21 protein-coding genes are annotated in these 24,659 nt (G+C 60.0%); all 21 read left to right on the top strand.

All coding sequences use genetic code 11. The features are described 5' to 3' along the window. The first annotated feature begins 178 nt into the window (after positions 1-178). The 21 genes from AAGS40_RS15205 (at position 179) to AAGS40_RS15105 (ending at position 24,102) form a co-directional block, all read left to right on the top strand. The gene (locus AAGS40_RS15205; protein WP_345812350.1) at positions 179-1,063 is read left to right on the top strand and encodes a branched-chain amino acid ABC transporter permease; all 885 of its coding nucleotides are present in this window, start codon (positions 179-181) and stop codon (positions 1,061-1,063) included. Beyond that, complete coding sequence (locus AAGS40_RS15200; protein WP_345814430.1) at positions 1,063-2,034, top strand: branched-chain amino acid ABC transporter permease; 972 nt, start codon at positions 1,063-1,065, stop codon at positions 2,032-2,034. Before AAGS40_RS15205 ends, AAGS40_RS15200 begins: the two co-directional genes overlap by 1 nt. Positions 2,035-2,575: 541 nt before the next feature. Then, positions 2,576-3,742 carry an ABC transporter substrate-binding protein gene (locus AAGS40_RS15195; protein WP_345812348.1) on the top strand — a complete coding sequence of 389 codons (1,167 nt, stop codon included), beginning with the start codon at positions 2,576-2,578 and terminating at the stop codon, positions 3,740-3,742. 422 nt (positions 3,743-4,164) lie between these two features. Continuing rightward, a complete protein-coding gene (locus AAGS40_RS15190) occupies positions 4,165-5,325 on the top strand; it encodes an ABC transporter substrate-binding protein (protein ID WP_345812347.1) in 1,161 nt (386 codons plus the stop codon). 198 nt (positions 5,326-5,523) lie between these two features. After that, complete coding sequence (locus tag AAGS40_RS15185; RefSeq protein WP_345812345.1) at positions 5,524-6,579, top strand: branched-chain amino acid ABC transporter permease; 1,056 nt, start codon at positions 5,524-5,526, stop codon at positions 6,577-6,579. A 4-nt stretch (positions 6,580-6,583) separates the two neighbouring features. Beyond that, positions 6,584-8,368 carry a branched-chain amino acid ABC transporter ATP-binding protein/permease gene (locus tag AAGS40_RS15180; RefSeq protein WP_345812344.1) on the top strand — a complete coding sequence of 595 codons (1,785 nt, stop codon included), beginning with the start codon at positions 6,584-6,586 and terminating at the stop codon, positions 8,366-8,368. Next, positions 8,368-9,132, top strand: a complete 765-nt coding sequence (locus tag AAGS40_RS15175) for an ABC transporter ATP-binding protein (RefSeq protein ID WP_345812342.1) — start codon at positions 8,368-8,370, stop codon at positions 9,130-9,132. Before AAGS40_RS15180 ends, AAGS40_RS15175 begins: the two co-directional genes overlap by 1 nt. Before the next feature lie 175 nt (positions 9,133-9,307). Next, positions 9,308-11,272, top strand: coding sequence for a tRNA uridine-5-carboxymethylaminomethyl(34) synthesis enzyme MnmG (gene mnmG, locus AAGS40_RS15170; protein WP_345812341.1), 1,965 nt, complete (start codon positions 9,308-9,310; stop codon positions 11,270-11,272). Beyond that, positions 11,269-11,952 (top strand): 16S rRNA (guanine(527)-N(7))-methyltransferase RsmG, encoded by a 684-nt coding sequence (rsmG, locus tag AAGS40_RS15165; RefSeq protein WP_345812340.1) that lies wholly within the window; start codon positions 11,269-11,271, stop codon positions 11,950-11,952. The genes mnmG and rsmG overlap by 4 nt, the downstream gene beginning before the upstream one ends. A gap of 90 nt (positions 11,953-12,042) precedes the next feature. Continuing rightward, positions 12,043-12,834: a ParA family protein gene (locus AAGS40_RS15160; RefSeq protein ID WP_345812339.1), complete on the top strand. Its 792-nt coding sequence runs from the start codon at positions 12,043-12,045 to the stop codon at positions 12,832-12,834. Positions 12,835-12,852: 18 nt separating this feature from the next. After that, the gene (locus tag AAGS40_RS15155; RefSeq protein ID WP_345812338.1) at positions 12,853-13,740 is read left to right on the top strand and encodes a ParB/RepB/Spo0J family partition protein; all 888 of its coding nucleotides are present in this window, start codon (positions 12,853-12,855) and stop codon (positions 13,738-13,740) included. Positions 13,741-14,309: 569 nt separating this feature from the next. Further along, positions 14,310-14,852 (top strand): ATP synthase subunit I, encoded by a 543-nt coding sequence (locus AAGS40_RS15150; RefSeq protein WP_345812337.1) that lies wholly within the window; start codon positions 14,310-14,312, stop codon positions 14,850-14,852. 165 nt (positions 14,853-15,017) lie between these two features. Next, positions 15,018-15,869, top strand: a complete 852-nt coding sequence (gene atpB / locus AAGS40_RS15145; RefSeq protein ID WP_091797855.1) for a F0F1 ATP synthase subunit A — start codon at positions 15,018-15,020, stop codon at positions 15,867-15,869. A gap of 81 nt (positions 15,870-15,950) precedes the next feature. Further along, complete coding sequence (gene atpE, locus AAGS40_RS15140) at positions 15,951-16,220, top strand: F0F1 ATP synthase subunit C (protein WP_007180033.1); 270 nt, start codon at positions 15,951-15,953, stop codon at positions 16,218-16,220. 135 nt (positions 16,221-16,355) lie between these two features. After that, a complete protein-coding gene (locus AAGS40_RS15135; RefSeq protein WP_345812327.1) occupies positions 16,356-16,826 on the top strand; it encodes a F0F1 ATP synthase subunit B in 471 nt (156 codons plus the stop codon). 2 nt (positions 16,827-16,828) lie between these two features. Continuing rightward, complete coding sequence (locus AAGS40_RS15130; RefSeq protein ID WP_345812326.1) at positions 16,829-17,368, top strand: F0F1 ATP synthase subunit delta; 540 nt, start codon at positions 16,829-16,831, stop codon at positions 17,366-17,368. 58 nt (positions 17,369-17,426) lie between these two features. Then, positions 17,427-18,968 (top strand): F0F1 ATP synthase subunit alpha, encoded by a 1,542-nt coding sequence (atpA, locus tag AAGS40_RS15125; protein WP_345812325.1) that lies wholly within the window; start codon positions 17,427-17,429, stop codon positions 18,966-18,968. A 138-nt stretch (positions 18,969-19,106) separates the two neighbouring features. Then, the gene (gene atpG / locus AAGS40_RS15120; RefSeq protein WP_345812323.1) at positions 19,107-19,991 is read left to right on the top strand and encodes a F0F1 ATP synthase subunit gamma; all 885 of its coding nucleotides are present in this window, start codon (positions 19,107-19,109) and stop codon (positions 19,989-19,991) included. 116 nt (positions 19,992-20,107) lie between these two features. Further along, the gene (atpD, locus tag AAGS40_RS15115) at positions 20,108-21,502 is read left to right on the top strand and encodes a F0F1 ATP synthase subunit beta (RefSeq protein ID WP_345812321.1); all 1,395 of its coding nucleotides are present in this window, start codon (positions 20,108-20,110) and stop codon (positions 21,500-21,502) included. 204 nt (positions 21,503-21,706) lie between these two features. Next, positions 21,707-22,132 carry a F0F1 ATP synthase subunit epsilon gene (locus tag AAGS40_RS15110; protein ID WP_345812320.1) on the top strand — a complete coding sequence of 142 codons (426 nt, stop codon included), beginning with the start codon at positions 21,707-21,709 and terminating at the stop codon, positions 22,130-22,132. Between the two features lie 239 nt (positions 22,133-22,371). After that, entirely contained in the window at positions 22,372-24,102 is a 1,731-nt protein-coding gene (locus AAGS40_RS15105; protein ID WP_345812318.1) for an AMP-binding protein, read from the top strand. The last annotated feature ends 557 nt before the right edge of the window (positions 24,103-24,659 follow it).

The following is a 24,659-nucleotide window of genomic DNA, read 5'->3' as shown; positions in this document are numbered from 1 at the left end:
GGAATTCAGGCCGCAGAGTCAGGCCCGGAGAGTCAGGCTCGGATTGTCAGGCCCGGACGGCTGCCCGCCGGCGGCAACCGGCTTCACATGCCGCGTGCGAATGGAGCGATGGGTTCCGTTCGCACGTCGGCCGGATCGCGCGTGACCGATCTCACCTTGGCGATGGACTAAGGCTTCAATGGATATTTTTGGCATTCCGCTACCGGCGATGCTAAGCCAGCTTTTGCTGGGGCTCGTGAACGGATCGTTCTATGCAATTCTGAGTCTCGGGCTGGCGGTGATCTTCGGCTTGCTCAACGTGATCAACTTCGCGCACGGCGCATTGTTCATGCTCGGTGCGATGCTCGCGTGGATGGGCTTTGCTTACTTCGGCCTGCCGTACTGGGTGATGCTGGTGCTTGCGCCACTCGTGGTCGGCCTGTTCGGCGTGCTGATCGAACGCTCGATGCTGCGCTGGTTATACAAGCTGGATCATCTGTACGGTCTTCTGCTCACGTTCGGTCTCACGCTGGTGGTGGAAGGCGTGTTCCGCTCCGTTTATGGTTCCTCCGGCCAGCCGTACGACGTGCCGTCGGCGTTATCCGGCGCGACCAACCTCGGCTTCATGTTTCTGCCGAACTATCGCGCGTGGGTCGTGGTGGCTTCGCTGGTCGTGTGCTTTGCGACGTGGTTCGTGATCGAGAAAACGCGGCTTGGCGCCTATCTGCGCGCCGGCACCGAGAATCCGAAACTGGTCGAAGCGTTCGGCGTCAACGTGCCGCTCATGATCACGCTCACGTATGGCTTTGGCGTGGCGCTGGCGGCCTTCGCGGGCGTGCTCGCCGCACCCGTGATTCAGGTCTCGCCGTTGATGGGGCAGCCGATGATTATCACCGTATTCGCGGTGGTCGTGATCGGCGGCATGGGGTCGATCATGGGATCGATTCTCACCGGCCTGTTGCTGGGCGTGATCGAAGGGCTGACGCGCGTGTTCTATCCGGAGGCGTCGGCGACCGTGGTGTTCGTGATCATGGCGCTCGTGCTGCTGGTGCGCCCGGCGGGTCTCTTCGGCAAGGAAAAATGATGCAGAGAAAAATCCTTTACGGTCTGCTGCTGATCGTGCTGCTCGCGGTACCCGTGCTCGGCATTTACCCGCTCTTCGTCATGAAGGTGTTGTGCTTCGCGCTCTTTGCGGCGGCGTTCAATCTGCTGATTGGCTACACCGGTTTATTGTCGTTCGGTCATGCAATGTTTCTCGCGACGGCCGGATACATCACCGGCTATGCGATCCAGTCGCTCAATTTTGCTCCGGAACTCGGCGTGCTCACCGGCACCGCGGCAGCGACGCTGCTGGGTCTCGTGGTCGGCATCTTCGCGATTCGCCGGCAGGGCATCTACTTTGCAATGGTGACGCTCGCACTCGCGCAGATGGTCTACTTCGTGTTCCTGCAGGCGCCCTTCACGCACGGAGAAGACGGGTTGCAAGGCGTGCCGCGCGGCAAGCTCTTTGGCGTGCTCGATCTGTCGTCGGATGTCGCGTTGTACTTCGTCGTGCTCGCGGTGATGGTGCTGGCCTTTCTGCTGATCGTGCGGATCGTGCATTCGCCGTTCGGTCAGGTGCTCGTCGCAATCAAGGAGAACGAGCCGCGCGCGATTTCGCTGGGCTATGACACGGATCGCTTCAAGCTGCTCGCGTTCATTCTGTCGGCTGGACTCGCAGGGCTGGCCGGTTCGCTGAAAGTACTGGTGCAAGGTTTCGAGACGCTGAGCGACGCCTACTGGACGATGTCCGGGCTCGTCGTGCTGATGACGCTTGTCGGCGGCATGGGTACACTTTTTGGACCGTTGCTCGGCGCGGCGTTGATCGTGGCCTTGGAGGATCGCCTCGGCGATATCGGCGGGGCGCTGGCCACGTCCACCGGCGTCGAGTGGTTTCGCTCGCTGGGAGAATCGGTGACCATCGTAACGGGGCTGATTTTCATCGCTTGCGTGCTGGCATTCCGGCGCGGCATCGTGGGTGAGATCATCGCGCGGGTGCGGCCCTTGAGGGCGTGACGCAGGGCAACGGCGTCAGTGTGTGAATTAGTTTGGTCTCCGATATATCGGTCGCGTAGGCCGCAAGACAATGACGTTATACTCTGCCGTTCGTGTGAGTCGTGCCCGCAGCGAGACGAAGTGGCGCAAATGTGCCCCGTTTCAGTGCCGGGCTGCACCACTAGGGTAATTGCTAGTTGTAGCGGCTAAGGTGCTCGTTTAATCTTCATGCAGTTCTGATGCACCACGAATTTTGCAGGTGGAGAACGAGGAGACAATGAGGCACCAAGTGCCCAGACGGAAAGCGCTGTTGGATTGATATCCAACAGCGCTTTTTATTTGTGCTTTTCGTCAAGCGCAATTGAATGACTTTCAAAAATGAGTGGTCATTTCCATTCGTACAATCATCCTTTTTTTCACACATTTGATCCTGTAAATCGCTTGCGGGACGGCGCTTTGGTCCGCTACACTCGCTATTAACCGACCGCTGGGTCGGGTTTTGATCCGCTGATTTATTCTGCGGATTCAGTCGAATAGATAACGGGGTAGTCAGAGGAGCAGGATGAAGTCGGCATTGCGATGGATAAGCGCGGCATGGGTCGCTACCGGAGTTTGTGCAGTTTGGAGTGGGCACGTTTTTGCAGACGTGAAAGTCGGCGTGACGGTCTCGGCGACCGGCCCTGCCGCGTCGCTTGGCATTCCGGAAAAGAACACGATTGCGCTGCTGCCTAAAGAGGTGGCCGGGCAGAAAATCGAATACATCGTGCTCGACGACGCCACAGATTCCACCCAGGCCGTGAAGAACGCCCGCAAGCTCACGAGCGAAGATCACGTCGACGCGCTGATCGGCTCCACGGTCGTGCCGAACTCGCTTGCCATGATCGACGTCGCCGCAGAAAGCAGTACGCCAATGATCTCAATGGCTGCCGCCGCGAGTATTGTCGAGCCGATGGACGCAAAGCGGGCGTGGGTTTTCAAAACGCCGCAGAACGACATTCTGATGGCCACTGCGATTGCCCAGCACATGTCGAATCACGGCGTGAAGACGGTGGCATTCATCGGCTTTTCCGACGCTTACGGCGAAAACTGGTTCAAGGAATTCGGCAAGGCCGCAGACCTCGCGAAGATCAGGATCGTCGCCAATGAACGCTTCGCGCGCAACGACGCGTCGGTCACGGGACAGGTGCTGAAAGTGATGTCGCAAAATCCGGACGCGGTGTTGATTGCCGGCGCCGGCACGCCCGCCGCGTTGCCGCAGAAAACGCTTCGCGAACGCGGCTACAAGGGCAAGTACTATCAGACGCACGGCGTCGCAAATAACGATTTCCTGCGCGTGTGCGGCAAAGATTGCGAAGGTACGTATCTGCCCGCGGGTCCGTTGCTGGTCGCGGACCAACTGCCTGATTCGAATCCCGTGAAAAAGACTGCCCTCGCGTATAAGCGCGCCTATGAGGCGGCATACGGCGCGGGTTCGGTGTCCACGTTCGGTGGTCATGCATGGGACGCCGGTCTGCTGTTGCAGCACGCGATTCCGGTCGCACTGAAGAAGGGCCAACCCGGCACGCCCGCGTTTCGCGAGGCATTGCGTGCGGCGTTGGAAAGCACGAAAGACATGCCTGCTTCACACGGCATCTTCAACATGAGCGCGAATGACCACTCTGGACTCGACCAGCGGGCGCGCGTGATGGTTGAGATTGCCGGCGGGAAGTGGAAGCTGTCCGGCGACTGAGCGAAGGCGAAACGATACGGAAACCCATACAAAAAGACGCGTGCAGTTGCCGCGTCTTTTTTATTGCGTTGAGCAACGTGAGAATACGCGGCCGGTTGTGGTTAGGCCGCTTCAGGACAAACCCGCATTGGGGCGACAGTCTATTGACCGTCCATGATGCAGAACGCAATACTACTAACATGTTAGTAGTTTATGAGCAGACTCGCAGCAGCGATCGCGGCGGCAACTCATGCGATGCGAGCGTATATGAGAACGCATCGTGAAGTTTCGCAGCAGGGAGTAGCACCAGGGAAAGCGGTGAAAGCGTACGCGTCATGCAGGGAAAACCATGCTTGGCACGCCTGAACCCTATAACTAGATTCAGACACCCGGCCCATGAGTCGGATTACAGATATGCGCTTCAAAGCGTTCGGAGACTGGCAATGACAAAGAAAAAGCAATGGGTACGCACGGGCATCGCAATCGCGCTGATGTGCGGCGCGGGCGCGGCCTTCGCGCAGGTGAAAATCGGCGTGACGCTGTCCACCACGGGGCCTGCCGCATCGCTCGGGATTCCTGAAAAGAACACCATCGCGCTGTTGCCTAAAGAGATCGGCGGCAAGACTGTGCAGTACATCATTCTCGATGACGCGTCGGACACCGGCAAGGCTGTGCAGAACACTCGCAAGCTGATCGACGAGGACCACGTCGATGCCATCATCGGCTCGACCGTCACGCCGAATTCGCTCGCCATGCTCGACCCCGCAGCCGAAGGCAAGACGCCGGTCATTTCGCTGGCGGCGTCGGCAGCGATCATCTCGCCGATGGACGCGAAGCGCGCGTGGGCTTTCAAACCGCCGCAAAACGATAGCCTGATGGCCGACGCCATCGCCGACTACATGGAACATCACGGTGTGAAAACCGTGGGCTTCATCGGCTTCGCAGATGCCTACGGCGACGGCTGGAACAGCGTCTTCACGACTGCGGCTGCGGCGCACCATCTGAAGATCGTGTCGAACGAGCGCTTTAACCGTACCGACGCCTCGGTGACGGGGCAGGTGCTCAAGACGATAGGGGCGAATCCCGACGCGGTGCTGATTGCGGGAGCGGGCACGCCGTCGGCGCTGCCGGCCAAGACGCTCAAGGAGCGTGGATACAAGGGCAAGGTGTATCAGACGCATGGCGTTGCCAATAACGACTTCCTGCGTGTGTGTGGAAAGGACTGCGAAGGCGAATTCCTACCGGCCGGCCCGATCCTCGTCGCCGATCAGCTGCCTGATTCGAATCCGGTCAAGAAGTCGTCGCTCGCCTACAAGGCAGCGTATGAGCAGGCGTATGGCGTGGGTTCGGTGGCAACCTTCGGCGGTCACGCCTGGGACGCAGGCCAGATGCTGCAGGTGGCCATTCCGGTCGCCTTGAAGACGGCGCAGCCGGGCACGGAAGCGTTTCGCGTGGCGCTGCGCGGCGCGTTGGAAAACATCAAGGAACTGCCGGCGTCGCATGGCATTTTCAACATGAGCTCGACCGACCACAACGGCCTCGACAAACGCGCACGCGTGATCGTGCAGATTGTCGACGGCAAGTGGAAGCTGCAGAACAACTAAGAAAAACAATACGCGCCTCTCGCGCCACGTGCGGCACTTGATGCCGCATTGCCACGCTGTTCGATGACAGTGGCAACGGCCGCCACGCCGTGTACCGGCGCGGCGGCCGTCTTTTCAGGCGCTGCAGGTCGGCGGCCGCAGGCTGTGCCGCCATGACTGTTTCCCGGTTTCGCATTCGACGCTTCAGGACGAGGAAGTATGGATCTATCAATTGCGGCGATCCTTGCGCAGGATGGCATCACCACTGGCGCGATTTACGCGCTGCTCGCGCTTGCGCTGGTGCTGGTGTTCTCCGTGACGCGGGTGATCTTCATTCCGCAGGGCGAGTTCGTTTCGTACGGCGCGTTGACGCTCGCCGCACTGCAGACACAAAAATTTCCGGCCACCTGCTGGCTGCTGATGGCAATGGGCGCGGCATGTTTTGTCGTCGACGTTGCGGCGATGGTGCGGCATCCCGAGCGGCGCCGGCATGCGGCGCGTACGTTGGCGCTGCTGGCCGGCAAATACCTGCTGTTTCCGGTTGCCGTCTACGCACTGACGCGCGGCGTTTTTCTTCAGCCGCTTCCGATGCTCGCGCAGATCGCGCTGACGCTGTTGATCGTGATTCCGATGGGGCCGTTCGTGTATCGGCTGGCCTATGAGCCGATCGCCGAAGCGACCACGTTGCTGTTGCTGATCGTGGCGGTGGCCGTGCACTTCGCGATGGTCGGCCTCGGGCTCGTGATGTTCGGCGCGGAAGGGTCCCGCACCACGGCGTTCTCGGACGCGACGTTCAATGTCGGCAGCCTGTCCATCTCCGGCCAAAGCCTGTGGGTCGTCGGGACCGCGGTCGTGCTGATCGGCGCGCTCTATCTGTACTTCGACCGCTCGATTTCCGGTAAAGCGTTGCGCGCAACGTCGGTCAACCGGCTGGGCGCGCGGCTCGTCGGCATCGGCACGACACAGGCGGGGCGGCTCGCGTTCACACTTGCCGCCGGTCTCGGCGCGCTGTGCGGCATTCTCGTTGCACCGCTGACTACCATCTACTACGACTCGGGCTTTCTGATCGGTCTGAAGGGCTTTGTCGGCGCAATTATCGGCGGTCTTGTCAGCTATCCGCTGGCGGCGGCGGGTTCAATCCTGGTCGGCTTGCTGGAATCTTATTCGTCGTTCTGGGCGAGCGCTTACAAGGAAGTCATCGTGTTCACGCTCATCATTCCTGTGCTGCTGTGGCGAAGTCTGGCCAGCCCGCACTCGGAAGAAGACGAGGAGTGACGCGATGAAACGGATCATGCAAAACAAGTTCTTCTGGCTGTTCCTCGTGGTGCTGTTTGCGCTGCCAGTCTTGCCGCAGCCAGTTCACATCCCTGAGTATTGGGTGACGCTTCTCAACTACATCGGCCTGTATTCGATCGTCGCAATCGGGCTCGTGCTGCTGACGGGTATCGGCGGGATGACCAGTTTCGGTCAGGCGGCGTTCGTCGGTATCGGCGCGTATGCAACGGCTTATCTGACGACGCAGTACGGAGTGTCGCCGTGGCTCGCGCTAATCGCGGGTGTCCTCGTAACGGCGTTCATCGCATTGATGCTGGGTCTCGTGACAATGCGTCTGTCCGGACACTTCCTGCCGCTCGGCACGATCGCGTGGGGCCTCGCGCTCTTCTACCTGTTCGGCAACCTGGAAATGCTCGGCAAATACGACGGGATCAACGGCATTCCAGTCCTGAACGTGTTCGGTATCAATCTGGAGTCCGGCCGCCATATCTATTACCTGATCTGGCTGGTCGTGCTTGGCGCGGTGATTTCTGTTCAAAATCTGCTTAACAGCCGGCCCGGCCGCGCGATTCGGGCGTTGCGTGGCGGCGGCCTGATGGCAGAAGCGATGGGCGTCAACACGGGGTGGATGCGGGTGGTGATCTTCGTCTATGCGGCAGTATTGGCGTCGATTTCCGGGTTCCTGTATGCGCATCTGCAGCGGGCCGTGAATCCGACGCCGTTCGGTCTGAATCATGGCATCGAGTTTCTGTTCATGGCCGTGGTGGGCGGTGTCTCGCATGTGTGGGGTGCCGTGCTTGGTGCGGCAATTCTCACCATCCTGCAGGATTATCTGCAGACGCTGCTCCCGAAACTGCTGGGCGAAAACGGCAACTTCGAAGTGATCGTGTTCGGCATTCTGATGGTGTTGTTGTTGCAGTACGCGCGACAAGGCGTGTGGCCGTTCGTTGCCCGATTCTTTCCGAAAGGCCCGCGCGCTCACCTCGCGGATCATGCCGAGCCGCTGCCGCAGCGCAGCAAACCCGCTGCGGGAGAGGATCTCCTGACCGTAAACAAGGCGCGCAAGCAGTTCGGCGGATTAGTGGCGGTCAACGACGTCAGCTTCCAGGTGAAGGCAGGGCAGATCATCGGCTTGATCGGTCCGAACGGCGCGGGCAAGTCGACCACCTTTAATCTGGTGACGGGCGTGCTGCAGGCAACGAGCGGCGAGATCACGTTTCGTGGCGAGCGCATCGACTCGCTGACCTCGCGCGAAATCGTCAAGCGCGGTATTGGACGCACTTTTCAGCATGTGAAGATGCTGCCTGGCATGACGGTCCTCGAAAACGTCGCGATTGGTGCGCATCTGCGGGGGCAGGCCGGTGTCTGGCGCAGCATCGCCCACTTGAACGGTGCCGAGGAAGCGCGTTTGATGGCGGAAGCCGCGCGACAGATTCGCCGGGTCGGGCTCGAGCAGCACATGTACGACGAAGCCGGCAGCCTGGCGCTCGGTCAGCAGCGGATTCTCGAGATCGCACGGGCCTTGTGCTGCGATCCGACGTTGCTGTTGCTGGATGAACCGGCTGCGGGCCTTCGTTATCAGGAGAAACTGCAACTCGCTGACTTGCTCCGTCGCTTGAAAGCCGAAGGCATGAGCGTTCTGCTCGTCGAGCACGATATGGATTTCGTGATGAATCTGACCGACCGCCTGGTGGTGATGGAGTTTGGAACGCGCATCGCAGAAGGGCTGCCTCAGGAAGTGCAGCAGGATCCTGCCGTGCTCGAAGCGTATCTTGGCGGAGTGGAATGATGGACAACACAGTGAACGACGCAGCGCCGATTCTCGAGGTCGCCGGTCTTTCGGTGCGCTATGGAAAGGTGGAGGCGTTGCATGGCGCTGCCATTCAGGTGAGGGCAGGGCAAATCGTGTCCGTGATTGGGCCGAACGGAGCGGGCAAGTCCACGCTTCTGAACGCCATCATGGGAGCATTGCCGACTTCCGGGCATGCAAAGGGTGCGATCACTTACCGAGGTGAAGAAGTCGGCGCAGTTCCGGTCGAAAAGCGGGTGGCGCGCGGAATGTGTCTGGTGCCGGAGAAGCGTGAATTGTTTTCGTCCATGACCGTTGAAGACAATCTGGTGCTCGGCGCATATCGGCGCAAACGTGCGGGGGAGCGCAATTTCCTCGACCAGCTGGACCATGTGTTCGAGCTGTTCCCCCGGCTGAAGGAGCGCCGCAAGCAGGCGGCTGGAACGCTCTCTGGCGGCGAGCGGCAGATGCTGGCGGTCGGTCGGGCGCTCATGGGCAAACCCGACCTGCTAATGCTGGATGAGCCCAGCCTCGGCCTTGCTCCGTTGATCGTGAAAGAGATCTTCCATATTATTAGCGCGTTACGTCAGACCGGCGTTGCCACTCTGCTGATTGAGCAGAATGCGCGCGCAGCCTTGCAGATTTCCGACTATGGGTACGTGCTGGAGACGGGCGAACTGGCGCTTGAAGGTCCGGCGATCGAATTGGCGCAGAATCCGCGGGTGATCGAAACCTATCTGGGATTGGCAAAGAAAGCGGCGTAGCAGTCGTCTTCGGCATTCTGTTGTCGCCTTTTGAAGCGGTGTGTTTCACGTGAAACACACCGCTTTTTCTTTGATTCACGAATCTGCCGAATTCGGGTCTAAACCGAACCCGTTATAATTCGCCCATACTTTTCTACTTTGAAGGCTCACGCGACGATCTGGCGTGAGATCCGCAATGCTCTTCCCAACAGAATTTGACGTCATTGTCGTCGGTGGTGGTCACGCCGGTACTGAAGCCGCGTTGGCCTCGGCACGCATGGGCAACACCACGCTCCTGCTAACGCATAACATCGAAACCCTCGGTCACATGAGCTGCAATCCGTCCATCGGCGGTATCGGCAAGGGCCATCTGGTCAAGGAGGTCGATGCTCTCGGCGGCGCTATGGCGGCCGCCACGGACGAAGCCGGCATCCAGTTCCGTATCCTGAATTCGTCGAAAGGGCCAGCCGTGCGGGCGACGCGCGCTCAGGCCGATCGGCTGCTTTACAAGCAGGCGATTCGGCACCGACTGGAAAACCAGCCGAATTTGTGGCTCTTTCAGCAGGCAGTCGAAGACCTGATGGTGGAGGGCGACCGCGTCGTGGGGGCGGTGACGCAGGTGGGAGTGCGTTTCCGCGCGCGCGCCGTCGTGCTGACGGCTGGGACTTTCCTGGACGGCAAAATCCATGTCGGATTGAATAATTACACGGGCGGACGCGCAGGCGACCCTGCCGCTGTGTCGCTGTCGGCGCGACTCAAGGAATTGAAGCTGCCACAGGGCCGTCTTAAAACCGGTACGCCGCCTCGCATCGATGGTCGGACGATCGACTTTTCAAGACTGGAAGAGCAGCCTGGCGATCTCGATCCAGTGCCCGTGTTTTCGTTTCTCGGGCGAGTGGAGCAACACCCGCGTCAGGTGCCTTGCTGGGTCACACATACCAATGAGCGCACGCATGACATTATTCGCGGCGGACTGGATCGTTCGCCGATGTACACGGGAGTGATTGAGGGAGTCGGGCCGCGGTATTGCCCATCGATTGAGGACAAGATCCACCGTTTTGCTTCGAAAGAATCGCACCAGATATTCCTTGAGCCGGAAGGCCTGACCACGAACGAGTTCTATCCGAACGGTATCTCGACCAGTCTGCCGTTTGACGTACAGCTTGAGCTCGTCCGCTCGATGCGGGGCCTGGAGCACGCGCATATTCTTCGGCCGGGTTATGCAATCGAGTATGACTACTTCGACCCGCGTGGCCTGAAGGCTTCGCTTGAGACGAAGGTGATCAACGGCTTGTTTTTCGCGGGCCAGATTAATGGAACGACGGGTTATGAGGAAGCCGCCGCCCAAGGCCTGCTGGCTGGGATCAACGCGGGGCTGTTCGTGCAGGGGAGGGACGCTTGGTGTCCACGCCGCGATCAGGCTTACCTTGGCGTATTGGTCGACGACCTCGTCACGCGTGGCGTTTCAGAGCCGTATCGTATGTTCACAAGCCGCGCAGAATATCGCTTGAGTCTGCGGGAAGATAATGCGGATATGCGTTTGACTGAAGTGGGGCGCGAACTTGGCGTAGTCGACGACACCCGCTGGGATGCATTCAGCCGCAAGCGCGGCGCTGTTTCACGTGAAACAGAGCGCCTTCGCACAACTTGGGTCAACCCTAAAACCTTGTCCGCCGATGAGGCGACAGCGCTGCTTGGCAAGCCGATCGACCATGAATACAGTCTGGCTGACCTTCTGCGGCGCCCCGGCGTGAGCTATGACGGCGTGTGCGGCCTGCGGGGCGGCAGTTGCGTTGCTCCGGAACCGCTTGCAGACGATCAGGTGTTGGTCGCGCAAATCAAGGAACAGATCGAGATCGGCATCAAGTATCAGGGGTATATCGACCGTCAGGCAGGCGAAATCGAACGGAACGAGGCTCATGAAAACACGCGTCTTCCCGAAGGATTGGACTACGCGGAAGTTCGCGGCCTGTCTTTCGAGGCGCGCCAGAAGCTGACCCAGTTCCGACCGGAAACCATCGGGCAGGCTTCACGAATCTCGGGGATTACGCCTGCGGCTATTTCGCTGCTGATGGTCCATCTGAAACGTGGCTTGGGTCGACGTGGGAAGGCGAGAGAGTCGGTTAAGCCCGGAAACGACGGCACGCCGGTGACGCAATGACGGTAACGCAGAAGGGCGCAAATCGAGGCGAACTGGCGACTTTGCTCGAAGAGGGTATCGGCAAGCTGAGCCTCGATCTAAGCGCGGCGCAGCGCGACAAGCTTCTGGACTATGTCGCGCTGTTGTCCAAGTGGAATGCGGTCTATAACCTGACGGCGATTCGCGATCCCCGTCAAATGCTCATTCAGCACATTCTGGATTCGCTGTCCATCGTCCCGCATCTTGCGACGCGCGGACCGTCGTCGGCTCTCGATGTGGGCTCGGGCGGCGGACTGCCGGGGATCGTGTTGGGGATCGTGTTGCCGGAATGGACCGTTACGGTGAATGACATTGTTCACAAGAAAACCGCATTCCTGGCGCAAGCCAAAGCCGAGCTCGGCTTAGGCAACCTCTCCGTTGTGACGGGCCGTGTGGAAACACTGCGCGCAGGGGCCGAAGTCCCAGCCAGGTTCGACATAATCGTTTCCCGCGCATTCGCAGAGCTCACGGATTTCGTTACACTGGCCCGTCATCTGGTTGCGGACAAGGGTGCGATCTGGGCAATGAAAGGCGTGCGTCCAGACGGGGAAATCGAGCGTCTGCCGGCCTACGCCCACGTGCAACAGGTAATACGGCTCGACGTGCCATTGCTGGAAGCAGAGCGCCACCTGATCAAGGTTCTCGTCGACGAAGCCAGGTGACGGCATCGTCCGCCAGCCACGGCACGCTGAGACAGCGGGAAGCGAAACCCCCGTTCATCACTATCTAGCAGCAAAAGGGACACACCAACGATGGCAAAAATCTTCTGCGTTGCGAACCAGAAGGGCGGCGTCGGCAAAACGACGACTGCAGTGAATCTGGCCGCGAGCTTGGCAGCGCAGGGACAGCGGGTCCTTCTTATCGACCTGGACCCGCAGGGCAACGCCACGATGGGCAGCGGCATCGATAAGGCCGCGTGCGCAACCACCGTCTACGAGGTGCTGGTGGATGGCGCGTCGGTAGCCGATGCGCGGATTCGGCCGGAGGCGGTCGGCTACGACGTTCTGCCGGCGAATCGCGAACTGGCTGGCGCCGAAGTGGAACTGGTCAGCATCCAGAATCGTGAGCGGCAACTGAAAGTGGCGCTGGCTGCGGTAGAAAGCGAGTATGACTTCGTGCTGATCGATTGCCCGCCGGCGCTGTCGCTGCTGACGCTGAATGGCCTGTGCGCCGCCCACGGTGTCGTTATACCCATGCAGTGCGAGTACTTTGCCCTGGAAGGTCTGTCCGACCTCGTCAACACGATCAAGCAGGTCCATGCAAACCTGAATCGCGAGCTGAAGGTGATCGGCCTGCTGCGCGTGATGTTCGACCCGCGTATCACGCTTCAGCAGCAAGTATCGGATCAACTGAAAGAGCATTTCGGCGACAAGGTGTTCGATGCGGTGATTCCGCGTAACGTGCGCCTCGCGGAAGCGCCGAGTTACGGGTTACCGGGCGTGGTATTCGACAAGGCGTCGCGCGGCGCACAGGCGTATGTGCAGTTCGGCGTGGAAATGATTGAGCGGGTGCGTGCGTTGACTGACGCGCCCCAGGCATCCTAAGCGGATCGAGGAAGCACGATGAACGCAGTAGCAAGAAAGAAGGGATTAGGACGCGGGCTGGAAGCGTTGCTTGGCGGCAGCCCGGATATCGCCGAAGCGGTGGCGATCGAAGGCGCGCCGAACGTGCTGCCGCTCAGCAAGATGCAGGCGGGCAAATATCAGCCGCGCACGCGCATGGACGAGGGCGCGCTTCAGGAACTAGCAGCCAGCATCCGCGCGCAGGGACTGATGCAACCGATCCTCGTGCGCCCGGTGTCGGCAGATAAATACGAGATCATTGCCGGTGAGCGGCGGTTCCGCGCGGCGCGTCTGGCGGGTCTCGAAGAAGTGCCGGTGCTCGTCAAGGACGTGCCGGACCAGGCGGCGGCCGCCATGGCGCTGATTGAGAATATTCAGCGCGAAGATTTGAATCCTTTGGAAGAAGCGCAAGGGATTCAGCGCTTGCTCGATGAATTCAACTTTACGCACGAACAAGCGGCGGAGTCGGTCGGGCGCTCGCGAAGCGCGGTGTCGAATCTCCTGCGTCTGCTCAACCTTGCTACGCCCGTGCAGACAATGTTGCTTGCCGGCGATCTCGACATGGGACACGCGCGCGCGTTGCTTGCCGTCGACGCCGCGACACAGATCACGCTCGCCAATCAGGTGGTGAACAAACGAATGTCTGTGCGCGAGACCGAAAAGCTCGTCACGGCTACCACGAAGGCCGCACCCGCCGTGAAGTCGCGCGCCAATGCCGACGGCGGTCGCGATACGCGCCGGCTCGAGGAAGAGTTGTCGGATCTGCTGGCGGCAACCGTCAAGATCAAACTCGGCCGACGTGGCCGTGGGCAGGTGCTGGTCGATTTCGGCGACCTGGACGCGCTCGAGGGCATTCTCGTCAAATTGCGCGGAAACGCGACGGCCTGATAGCGGTACCCGAAGAAGACGTTGCGGGTGCCCGAAGCGGGCGCCCCGACTCCCAAGCGGCAAGCTCGGCGATGGATATAGAATGGATTCCTAATTAAATACTCATCGAACAATTAAGGATCACTGAGTTTGAACCAGCTTGACTGGCGGAGAAGAGGTGCAGCGTCGTGGCGAACCGAATCACTCTGCGAGCCCGACCGACACTTGCACGCGCTACGACACAACGTAGTGCCCGCGTGCCCAGCAGATCTCTGCGCGGCTATGAAAATGTGTGCTTGTTGCATTTTCGAGACGTGCACCGAGGCGTTTGAACGGTACAGTTCATCGCGCGTCATAGTTTAAGCGCACGAGCACGCTGTACAGTAACCTGCTGCCTTACATTTCTGGTGTTTCGGGACGCTTGAGTTCGGTTTGCGCGTTGTCGCCACGCTTTTCCCACGCCTTATTGAAGGCCCTAAAGTCTTGAATTGCCTGCAACTATCGCTTACAATCGCCCGGATTTAATTGCACGGCAACCCCGTAAGCGCAGCGTAAGCTGGCGGACTGAACAAGACATTCGGAACACGGCAATGGCGGTCAAAGCGTCGAATCAAGCGCCGGCAAATGGGCGCGACGAGCACCGCGAAGGCACCATTCCCGACGCGTCTGGTGGTCAGCGCGCCCTGTCTGACGAAGCGTGGGACGCCGAGCAGCAAGATAACAATGTCGTTCCGCTCACGCGGGCCGAGGCCGAGAAGCTGTTTGGTCCGAATGTGAGTCGTCCATCGCGCGTTACGCCGTTTAAGGTCGTGGCGGCGCAAATGGTTTTGTCCCTGGGTGCTACGCTGGTGTGGTGGCTGTTCTATAAGCCGCCGGGCGCTGCTGCGCTGTCAGCGTTCCTGGGAGGTGCGATCTGCTGGGTGCCGGGCGCGTTATTCGCGGCACGACTTAGAACGCTGAGCGGCGCCGAAACGGTAATGAGCTGGATGATCGGCGAAGCGCTCAAGATGGGGACAACGATCGCGATGTTTGTAGCCATCGCCTTCTGGTATCACGACGTACGCTGGGTTCCGCTGCTCGTGACTTACCTCATCGCGCTCAAAACATACTGGATCGCCCTGGCGTGGCGCTAAGGTAGCAGCGGCAAAAATGTAGCAGCAAAAAATTTAAGACCAGCGCGCAGCGCTGGTACGAGGTGTGCGGATTGACAGGCTCCGCACCCGGCGTGTTCCCGCAATAGAGAATTGCTGCGGGTGCAGCCTAAAAAGATTTTCGACAATTTGGGTGGCTTTAACGATATGGCAGCTAGCGAAGGCACGCGCGCGATGGATCCGTCCGAGTACATCGCGCACCACTTGCAGAACTTTTCCACCGCGCACCAGACGTCGATTTTCGACATTCACGTGTGGAATCTGGACACCCTCTTCTGGTCGATCGTTTGCGGTCTGGCCACCATCTTCATTCTGCATCTCGCTGCCCGCAAGGCAACGTCCGGCGTGCCGGGCCGTTTCCAGTGCGCGATCGAAATGCTGGTGGAAATGGTCGAGGATCAATCGAAATCGATGATCCACGGCACGCGTACTTTCATCGCCCCGCTGGCACTCACCGTGTTCGTCTGGGTCGCGCTGATGAATTCGCTCGACTTCATCCCCGTCGACCTGCCCGGCCACGTAATTGGCTGGCTCGGTCTGTCCGAAGTCATCCCGCACCACCGCATTGTTCCGACCGCTGATCTGAACGGTACGCTCGGCATTGCCCTCGGTGTGTTCGCGCTGATGATTTACTACAACTTCAAGATCAAGGGCGCAGGCGGCTTCGTGCACGAACTGCTGTCGGCCCCGTTCGGCGCGCATCCGCTTCTGTGGATCCCGAACCTTGCACTGAACATCATCGAGTTCGTCGCGAAGACGGTCTCGCTCGGCATGCGGCTGTTCGGCAACATGTACGCGGGCGAACTGTTGTTCCTGCTGATTGCCCTGCTCGGCAGCATCTGGAGCTTCGGCGCGGACACGACGGTGCTTGGCTTCATCGGCCACGTGATCGCCGGCAGCGTGTGGGCAATCTTCCACATCCTGATCGTTCTGCTGCAGGCGTTCATTTTCATGATGCTGACGCTGGTGTACATCGGCCAGGCACACGACACGCACTAACCTGCGCTGTCGGTCAAAGAATCGCAGTTTTAAATCCCCAGTTCCAACCAGTTCTAAAAGACTTTTCACAAAGGAGTGATCATGCAAGCTTTCATCGCCAACATCCAGGGTCTGACCGCCATCGGTATCGGCATCATCATCGGCCTGGGTGCAATCGGCGCCTGTATCGGTATCGGCCTGATGGGCGGCAAGTACATCGAAGCATGTGCTCGTCAGCCGGAACTGATGAACCCGCTGCAAACCAAGATGTTCCTGCTGGCTGGTCTGATCGATGCGGCGTTCCTGATTGGCGTCGGTGTGGCAATGCTGTTTGCGTTTGCGAACCCGCTGCTGTCGAAGCTGGCAGGCTGAGGTTCCTCGGAAGTGTGCGCCTGAGCTATAACTGAAGGCGCAGGGCGGAACGGGCACTGAGGCGCTGATCGAATACAGAATCGATGAGCGCCTTGCCGTTTCACTTTCCGAACTAGCAACGTTTAAGGAAACACCGTGAATCTCAACGCAACCCTGTTTGCGCAAATGGTCGTGTTCCTGATCCTCGCGTGGTTCACGATGAAGTTCGTGTGGCCGCCGCTGATCAACGCCCTCGACGAGCGCTCGAAGAAGATCGCTGACGGTTTGTCGGCTGCGGAAAAGGGCAAGGCCGAACTCGAAGCCGCTCACAAGCGCGTCGACCAGGAATTGGCCCAGGCTCGCAATGACGGCCAGCAACGTATCGCCGACGCGGAAAAACGCGCGGTCGCCGTGGCTGACGAAATCAAGGCGCAAGCGCAAGCCGAAGCCGCTCGCATCATCGCGCAAGCGAAAGCCGATGCGGAGCAGCAAGTTGTGAAGGCGCGCGAAATGCTGCGCGGCGAAGTCGCTGCACTCGCCGTGAAGGGCGCTGAACAGATCCTGAAGCGCGAAGTCGACCAGGCGGCGCATGCTGACCTGCTGAATCAACTGAAAGCCGAGCTCTGATCATGGCCGAACTTGCAACCATCGCCCGTCCGTACGCAGAAGCGCTGTTTGGCGTGGCCGAAGCTGGTGACATCGCCGCCTGGTCCACGCTCGTGCAGGAGCTGGCACAGGTTGCGCGTCTGCCCGAAGTGCTGTCGATCGCCTCGAGCCCGAAAGTGAGCCGTGCCCAGGTCAGCGAACTGCTGCTGGCCGCGGTCAAGTCGCCGCTCAAGGACAATGCGCAGGCGAAAAACCTCGTGCAGATGCTGGTGGACAACCATCGCCTGGAATTGCTGCCGGAAATCGCCGCGCAGTTCGAAGAGTTGAAGAACGCCCGCGAAGGGGCGGCCGATGTGCTGATCGTCAGCGCATTCCCGCTCGAAGGCGAGCAGTTGAACGACCTTGTCGCAAGTCTCGAACGCAAGTTCAAACGCAAGCTGAAACCGACCGTCCAGACCGACTCGTCGCTGATCGGCGGCGTGCGGGTGACGGTCGGCGATGAAGTGCTCGATACCTCGGTCCGCGCGCGGCTTGCCAGCATGCAAACGGCTCTGACGGCCTGAAGCGCTTATTGCGCCGAAGCGGCTGGCACGCAACAGAATTGACTATCAGGAGCGAATAATGCAACTCAATCCCTCTGAGATCAGCGAGCTGATCAAGAGCCGGATCCAGGGCCTTGAAGCGAGCGCAGACGTTCGCAATCAGGGCACGGTGATCTCCGTGACCGACGGTATCGTGCGTATTCACGGCCTGTCGGAAGTGATGCAAGGCGAAATGCTCGAATTCCCGGGCAACACTTATGGTCTCGCACTGAACCTCGAGCGCGACTCGGTCGGTGCCGTGATTCTGGGTGAGTACGAACACATTTCGGAAGGCGACATCGTCAAGACGACGGGCCGTATTCTCGAAGTGCCGGTGGGCCCGGAACTGCTCGGCCGCGTGGTCGACGCACTCGGTAACCCGATCGACGGCAAGGGCCCGATCAACGCAAAAGCAACCGACGCAATCGAAAAAATCGCGCCGGGCGTGATCTGGCGTAAGTCGGTGTCCGAGCCGGTTCAGACCGGTTTGAAGTCGATCGACGCAATGGTGCCGGTTGGCCGTGGCCAGCGCGAGCTGATCATTGGCGACCGTCAATGCGGCAAGACCGCGGTTGCTGTGGACACGATCATCAACCAGAAGGGCAAGAACCTCTTCTGTATCTACGTCGCGATTGGCCAGAAGGCTTCGTCGATCATGAACGTGGTCCGCAAGCTGGAAGAAACCGGCGCGCTGGAATACACGATCGTCGTGGCTGCTTCGGCTTCGGAATCGGCTGCAATGCAGTACCTCGCACCGTACGCCGGTTGCACGATGGGCGAATACTTCCGCGATCGCGGCCAGGACGCGCTGATCGTTTATGACGACTTGACCAAGCAGGCTTGGGCGTACCGTCAGATTTCGCTGTTGCTGCGCCGCCCGCCGGGCCGTGAAGCATATCCGGGCGACGTGTTCTATCTGCACTCGCGTCTGCTCGAACGCGCTGCTCGCGTGTCGGAAGAGTATGTCGAGAAGTTCACGAATGGTGAAGTCAAAGGTAAGAGCGGTTCGCTGACGGCGCTGCCGGTTATCGAAACGCAAGCCGGCGACGTGACCGCATTCGTTCCGACGAACGTGATCTCGATTACCGACGGCCAGATCTTCCTGGAAACCGACCTCTTCAACGCAGGTATCCGCCCGGCAATCAACGCCGGCGTGTCGGTGTCGCGTGTCGGTGGTGCGGCTCAGACCAAAGTCGTGAAGAAGCTGTCGGGCGGTATCCGTACCGACCTCGCGCAGTACCGTGAGCTGGCTGCGTTCGCGCAGTTCGCGTCGGACCTCGACGAAGCAACCCGCAAGCAGCTGGAACGCGGCCGTCGCGTGACCGAACTGCTGAAGCAGCCGCAGTATCAGCCGCTGCAGGTGTGGGAACTGGCCGTCGCACTGTTTTCCGCGAACAACGGCTACCTCGACGATCTGGAAGTCGCGCAAGTGCTGCCGTTCGAAAAGGGCCTGCGCGACTACCTGAAGGCGAAGCACGCTGATCTGATCAAGCGCGTTGAAGACACCAAGGAACTCTCGAAGGACGACGAAGGCCTGCTGCACACGGCTCTCAAAGACTTCAAGAAGTCCGGCGCATTTTGATCCGCGAGTGACCCGCAAGGCATAAAGAGATTTTGAAGCGGCGCGGGCCGAAGGCAACCGGACCGCGCTGTTTCAATCGCTTTGCATGGGACCGGGTGAGCGCCCAAGGCGCTGACCCGGGCCGACAAGGAGCAAGCAATGGCTGGAATGAAGGAAATTCGCGGCAAGATCAAGAGCGTGCAGAACACGCGCAAGATCACGAAAGCGATGGAGATGGTGGCTGCATCGAAGATGCGCCGCGCTCAGGAGCGCATGCGCGCTGCTCGCCCGTATGCCGACAAGGTCCGCGACATCGCTGCACACATGAGCCGTGCGAACCCTGAGTATCGTCACCCGTTCATGGTGTCGAACGAAGGCGCAAAAACGGCGGGTTTCATCCTCGTGACGACCGATAAGGGTCTGTGCGGCGGCATGAATACCAACGTGCTGCGCGCGTCGCTGCAGAAGTTCAAGGAACTGGAAACACAGGGCAAAACGGTCGAAGCAACGGCGATCGGCACCAAGGGTCTGGGTTTCCTGAACCGTCTGCGTGCGAGGATTGTGTCGAACGTCGTGCATCTGGGCGACACGCCGCATCTGGAAAAGCTGATCGGCGCGGTGAAGGTGCAACTCGACCTGTACTCGGAAGGCAAGGTTTCGGCGGTGTATCTGGCGTACACGCGCTTCGTCAATACGATGAAGCAGGAGCCGGTGATCGAGCAACTGCTGCCGTTGTCGGCAGACCAGTTCGAGCGTAAGGAAGACGACGGCACGACGCCGACTACGCAGTGGGACTACATCTACGAGCCGGATGCGCAGGCGGTGGTGGACGAACTGCTGGTGCGTTATGTCGAAGCGCTGGTCTATCAGGCCGTCGCGGAAAACATGGCGTCGGAGCAGTCGGCCCGCATGGTCGCCATGAAGGCCGCTTCGGACAACGCGAAGACGGTCATCAACGAACTGCAGCTTGTGTACAACAAGAGCCGTCAGGCCGCGATCACGAAAGAACTGTCGGAAATCGTCGGTGGCGCGGCGGCCGTCTGAGCTTGAAGTTCGGACACGCTGCTTCGTGTGCGCCCTGTGTGGCGCACTCCGGCTAGGCGCCCCCACCAAACTGCGCCCTTGCGCGAGTGAAGAATTGAGTATCTAAAGGAAAAGCGATGAGTACTACTGCTTTGGTAGAAGGCAAGATCGTACAGTGCATCGGCGCGGTGATCGACGTGGAATTTCCGCGCGACCAGATGCCGAAGATTTACGACGCGCTCATTCTCGACGGTTCGGAACTGACCCTCGAAGTCCAGCAACAGCTGGGCGACGGCGTCGTCCGCACCATCTGTCTGGGTGCATCGGACGGGCTGCGCCGCGGCACGCTCGTGAAAAACACGGGCAAGCCGATCAGCGTGCCGGTTGGCAAGCCGACCCTCGGCCGGATCATGGACGTGCTCGGTCGCCCGATCGACGAAGCCGGCCCGATCAATACGGACGTGGTTCGCGGCATTCACCAGAAGGCTCCGGCGTTCGACGAACTGTCGCCGTCGACGGAACTGCTCGAAACCGGCATCAAGGTTATCGACCTGATCTGCCCGTTCGCGAAGGGCGGCAAGGTGGGTCTGTTCGGTGGCGCCGGCGTGGGCAAGACCGTGAACATGATGGAACTGATCAACAACATCGCGAAGGAACACGGTGGTTACTCCGTGTTCGCTGGTGTTGGCGAGCGTACCCGCGAAGGGAACGACTTCTATCACGAAATGAAGGACTCGAACGTTCTGGACAAGGTCGCGCTGGTGTACGGCCAGATGAACGAGCCGCCGGGCAACCGTCTGCGCGTCGCGCTGACCGGCCTGACCATGGCTGAGTACTTCCGCGACGAAGGCCTGGACGTGCTGTTCTTCGTCGACAACATCTACCGTTTCACGCTGGCCGGTACTGAAGTGTCGGCACTGCTCGGCCGTATGCCGTCGGCAGTGGGCTATCAGCCGACGCTGGCTGAAGAAATGGGTAAGCTGCAAGAGCGCATTACGTCGACCAAGACCGGTTCGATCACGTCGGTTCAGGCCGTGTACGTCCCTGCGGACGACTTGACCGACCCGTCGCCGGCCACGACTTTCGGCCACCTGGACGCAACCGTCGTGTTGTCGCGTGACATCGCTTCGCTGGGCATCTACCCGGCAGTGGACCCGCTCGATTCGACCTCGCGTCAGATCGACCCGAACGTGATCGGCGAAGAGCACTACTCGATCACGCGCGGCGTGCAGCAAACGCTGCAGCGCTACAAGGAACTGCGCGACATTATCGCGATTCTGGGTATGGACGAGCTGGCGCCGGAAGACAAGCTCGCCGTGGCGCGCGCTCGTAAGATCCAGCGTTTCCTGTCGCAACCGTTCCACGTCGCTGAAGTGTTCACGGGCTCGCCGGGCAAGTATGTGCCGCTGAAGGAAACGATCCGTGGCTTCAAGATGATCGTTGACGGCGAATGCGACCACCTGCCGGAACAAGCGTTCTACATGGTCGGCACGATCGACGAAGCCTTCGAAAAGGCCAAGAAGATCCAGTAAAGGTTGAGGTATTGAAGCGGGCGCAGCAGATCCGCGCGAGCCGGATACCGTCAATGGTCTGGATCGCGCGAACGGCGCCTCTGGGTACACTCAACCACGCCTTGCATGGCACGAGTGTTGGCGGGCAACGCAATCACTCGTCGCGCTTTGCATGGGACCGGGGTACGCGCAGAAGCGCCAACCCTGGTCGACACAGGAGTCGATATGGCAACCATCAAAGTAGACGTCGTCAGCGCGGAAGAGCAGATCTTCTCGGGCCAGGCGAAGTTCGTCGCACTGCCGGGCGAAGCGGGCGAACTCGGCATTCTGCCGGGCCACACGCCGCTCATCACGCGGATTCGTCCGGGTGCGGTGCGCATTGAAGCTGAAAACGGCGACGAAGAGTTCGTGTTCGTCGCCGGCGGCATCCTCGAAATTCAGCCGGGCGCAGTGACGGTTCTCGCCGACACCGCCATCCGCGGCAAGGATCTCGACGAAGCCAAAGCCGAAGATGCACGAAAGCGTGCAGAAGAGGCGTTGCAAAACACCGGTTCGAACCTGGAGTACGCAACCGCGCAAGCGGAACTGGCCTACGCAACGGCTCAGCTCGCTGCGATCCAGCGTTTACGCAAACTGCGCGGGCAGAACTAGGCGATACGTATCAAAGAAAAAGCAGCCTGACCGGCTGCTTTTTTTTGCCCCGAGCTTGACGTTTACGGAAAGGTCAGCGAAATTGTGCTGCTCGCCAGGTACGTCAAACGTCGTCGCTTGTAACCCTACAAGCCTTGGCGCTGCGGGTAAGACTTGATGCCGGGCGGCCTCGTGCGAATGGCACAATTGGTTTCAGATTCATTTCAATAGGGCGAGCATCCGCCCACGGAGACAACACCATGGCAACGTACGCGTCAGGCGAAGGTGCACTCATCGAACCTGAGAACGGACTCTCGTATGTCCGCGGGACGACCGACATTCCGCTCAGCGAAGCAACGGTGGGCCAGTTCCTCCTTGATACTGTCGCGCGCTTTCCAGACCGTCCTGCCGTCGTGTTCCGCGAGCAGCGCATTCGCTGGACGTGGCGCGAATTTGCCGATGAAGTCGACGTGCTGGCATCCGGTCTTCTCGCTTTGGGCATCGAGAAGGGGGATCGTGTCGGCATCTGGTCGCCCAATCGGGTCGAATGGCTCTTGACGCAGTTCGCAACTGCTCGCATCGGCGCGATTCTCGTCAACATCAACCCGGCCTATCGGATCGCCGAACTGGAATACGCGTTAAACAAGGTCGGCTGCAAAGCGGTCATTGCGGCGGAACGCTTCAAGACGTCGATGTACCTCGACATGCTCCAGACGCTTGCGCCCGAACTCGCCACGCAGGCACCGGGCGAACTGCGCGCGGCGCGTCTGCCCGAACTGCGCTATGTGATTCGCATGTGCGATACCGAAACGCCCGGCATGCTCAGTTTCTCCGACCTGATCGAGCAAGGGCGGGCGTCGCTCGACACCGAGAGACTCGATGCGATCGGCGCGACGCTCACGTGCCACGAGCCGATCAATATCCAGTTCACGAGCGGCACGACGGGCAACCCTAAAGGCGCGACGCTCACGCATAGCAACGTGGTCAACAACGCCCGCTTCATTGCGATGGCGATGCGTCTGACCGAGCAGGACGCGCTGTGCATACCCGTGCCGCTGTACCACTGTTTCGGTATGGTGCTGGCCGTGCTGGCGTGCGTGTCGGTGGGCGCGAACATGGTGTTTCCGGGCGAAGGGTTTGATCCCGCGGCGACCCTCGCGGCAGTCGCGGAGGAAAAGTGCACCGCGTTGCATGGGGTCCCGACCATGTTCATCGCCGAGCTGGATCACCCGAGCTTCGCCACTTACGACCTGTCGCGGCTACGCACCGGCATCATGGCTGGCTCGCCTTGTCCGATCGAAACCATGAAAAAGGTTGTCTCGCAGATGCACCTGGCGGAAATCACCATCGCCTACGGCATGACGGAGACGAGCCCCGTGTCGTTCCAGAGCTCGACCACGGACCCGCTCGACAAGCGCACCACGACCGTCGGCCGCATCCAGCCCCACCTGGAGGTCAAGATCATCGATCCGCTAGGCGAGATTGTGCCGGTTGGCGAGACCGGCGAGCTCTGTACGCGCGGCTATTCGGTGATGCAGGGCTATTGGGGCGATGAGGCGAAGACGCGTGAAAGCGTCGTCGACGGCTGGATGCATACCGGCGATCTGGCTACGCTCGACGGCGAAGGCTACTGCAACATTGTCGGCCGACTGAAGGACATGCTGATTCGCGGCGGCGAAAATATCTACCCGCGTGAAATCGAGGAGTTCCTGTTTCGCCACCCGAAGATCCAGAGTGTGCAGGTATTCGGCGTGCCGGATTCGAAGTACGGCGAGGAAGTGTGTGCGTGGATCGTGCTGCGCCCGGGTGAGCAGGCCACAGTCGACGACATTCGTCAGTTCTGTGACGGTCAGATTGCACACTACAAGATACCCAGACACATTCGCTTCGTGGACGAACTGCCGATGACCGTGACGGGCAAAGTCCAGAAATTCATCATGCGTGATCGGATGATCCGGGAACTGGATCTGAAGGAAGACAAGACTGCGTGAGCGGCGCGCGTCAAAGGAAACCCGGCGCGCAGCTGCGATAGACCCCGGCTGGTTGTCGGTTGCGGCGTCTGCAACGAGAGAGAGATCAGGTCAGAGCAGCAAACTAATGCACACCTGCCGGACAGCGACGCGGAAAGCGTCGCAGACGGCTCGCAAACGTTTGGCAAGACGAAAAAAAAGCGGGCCTGGAGCCCGCTAAAAACCACACGCTACGGGGTTAGCGCGAGGAGACCAAAGTAGGAACCGACTGGAACGACAACCCTGTGTCATTTACGGCCCCAGCAGGGATGCCCCTTCACAGGGCTTCGGCATGCGCCGATCGGCAAGTGCATCGTATCCGCTCACACCACGCACACAGCCACATCCGTGTTGAAACCGTTGAGGGCATTGTGTGCGAATTACCCGGGGAGCGCGGTAACAAAGTGTTTCAGGTTGTAACGCCCGACAGATAAGGGTTTGCGGGACATTTTGCTAAAACTGCCCGTTTAAAGCGTAGGTTTTACCCATGACATACCCGCAATTTCGTACGGCCGATTAATGCCATTCGTGGTGCATAT

The sequence above is a fragment of the Paraburkholderia sp. PREW-6R genome (assembly GCF_039621805.1).
Lineage (GTDB): Bacteria > Pseudomonadota > Gammaproteobacteria > Burkholderiales > Burkholderiaceae > Paraburkholderia.
The sequence above is the reverse complement of the archived record's forward strand: the minus strand, read 5'-3'. Positions and strand labels throughout refer to the sequence as shown.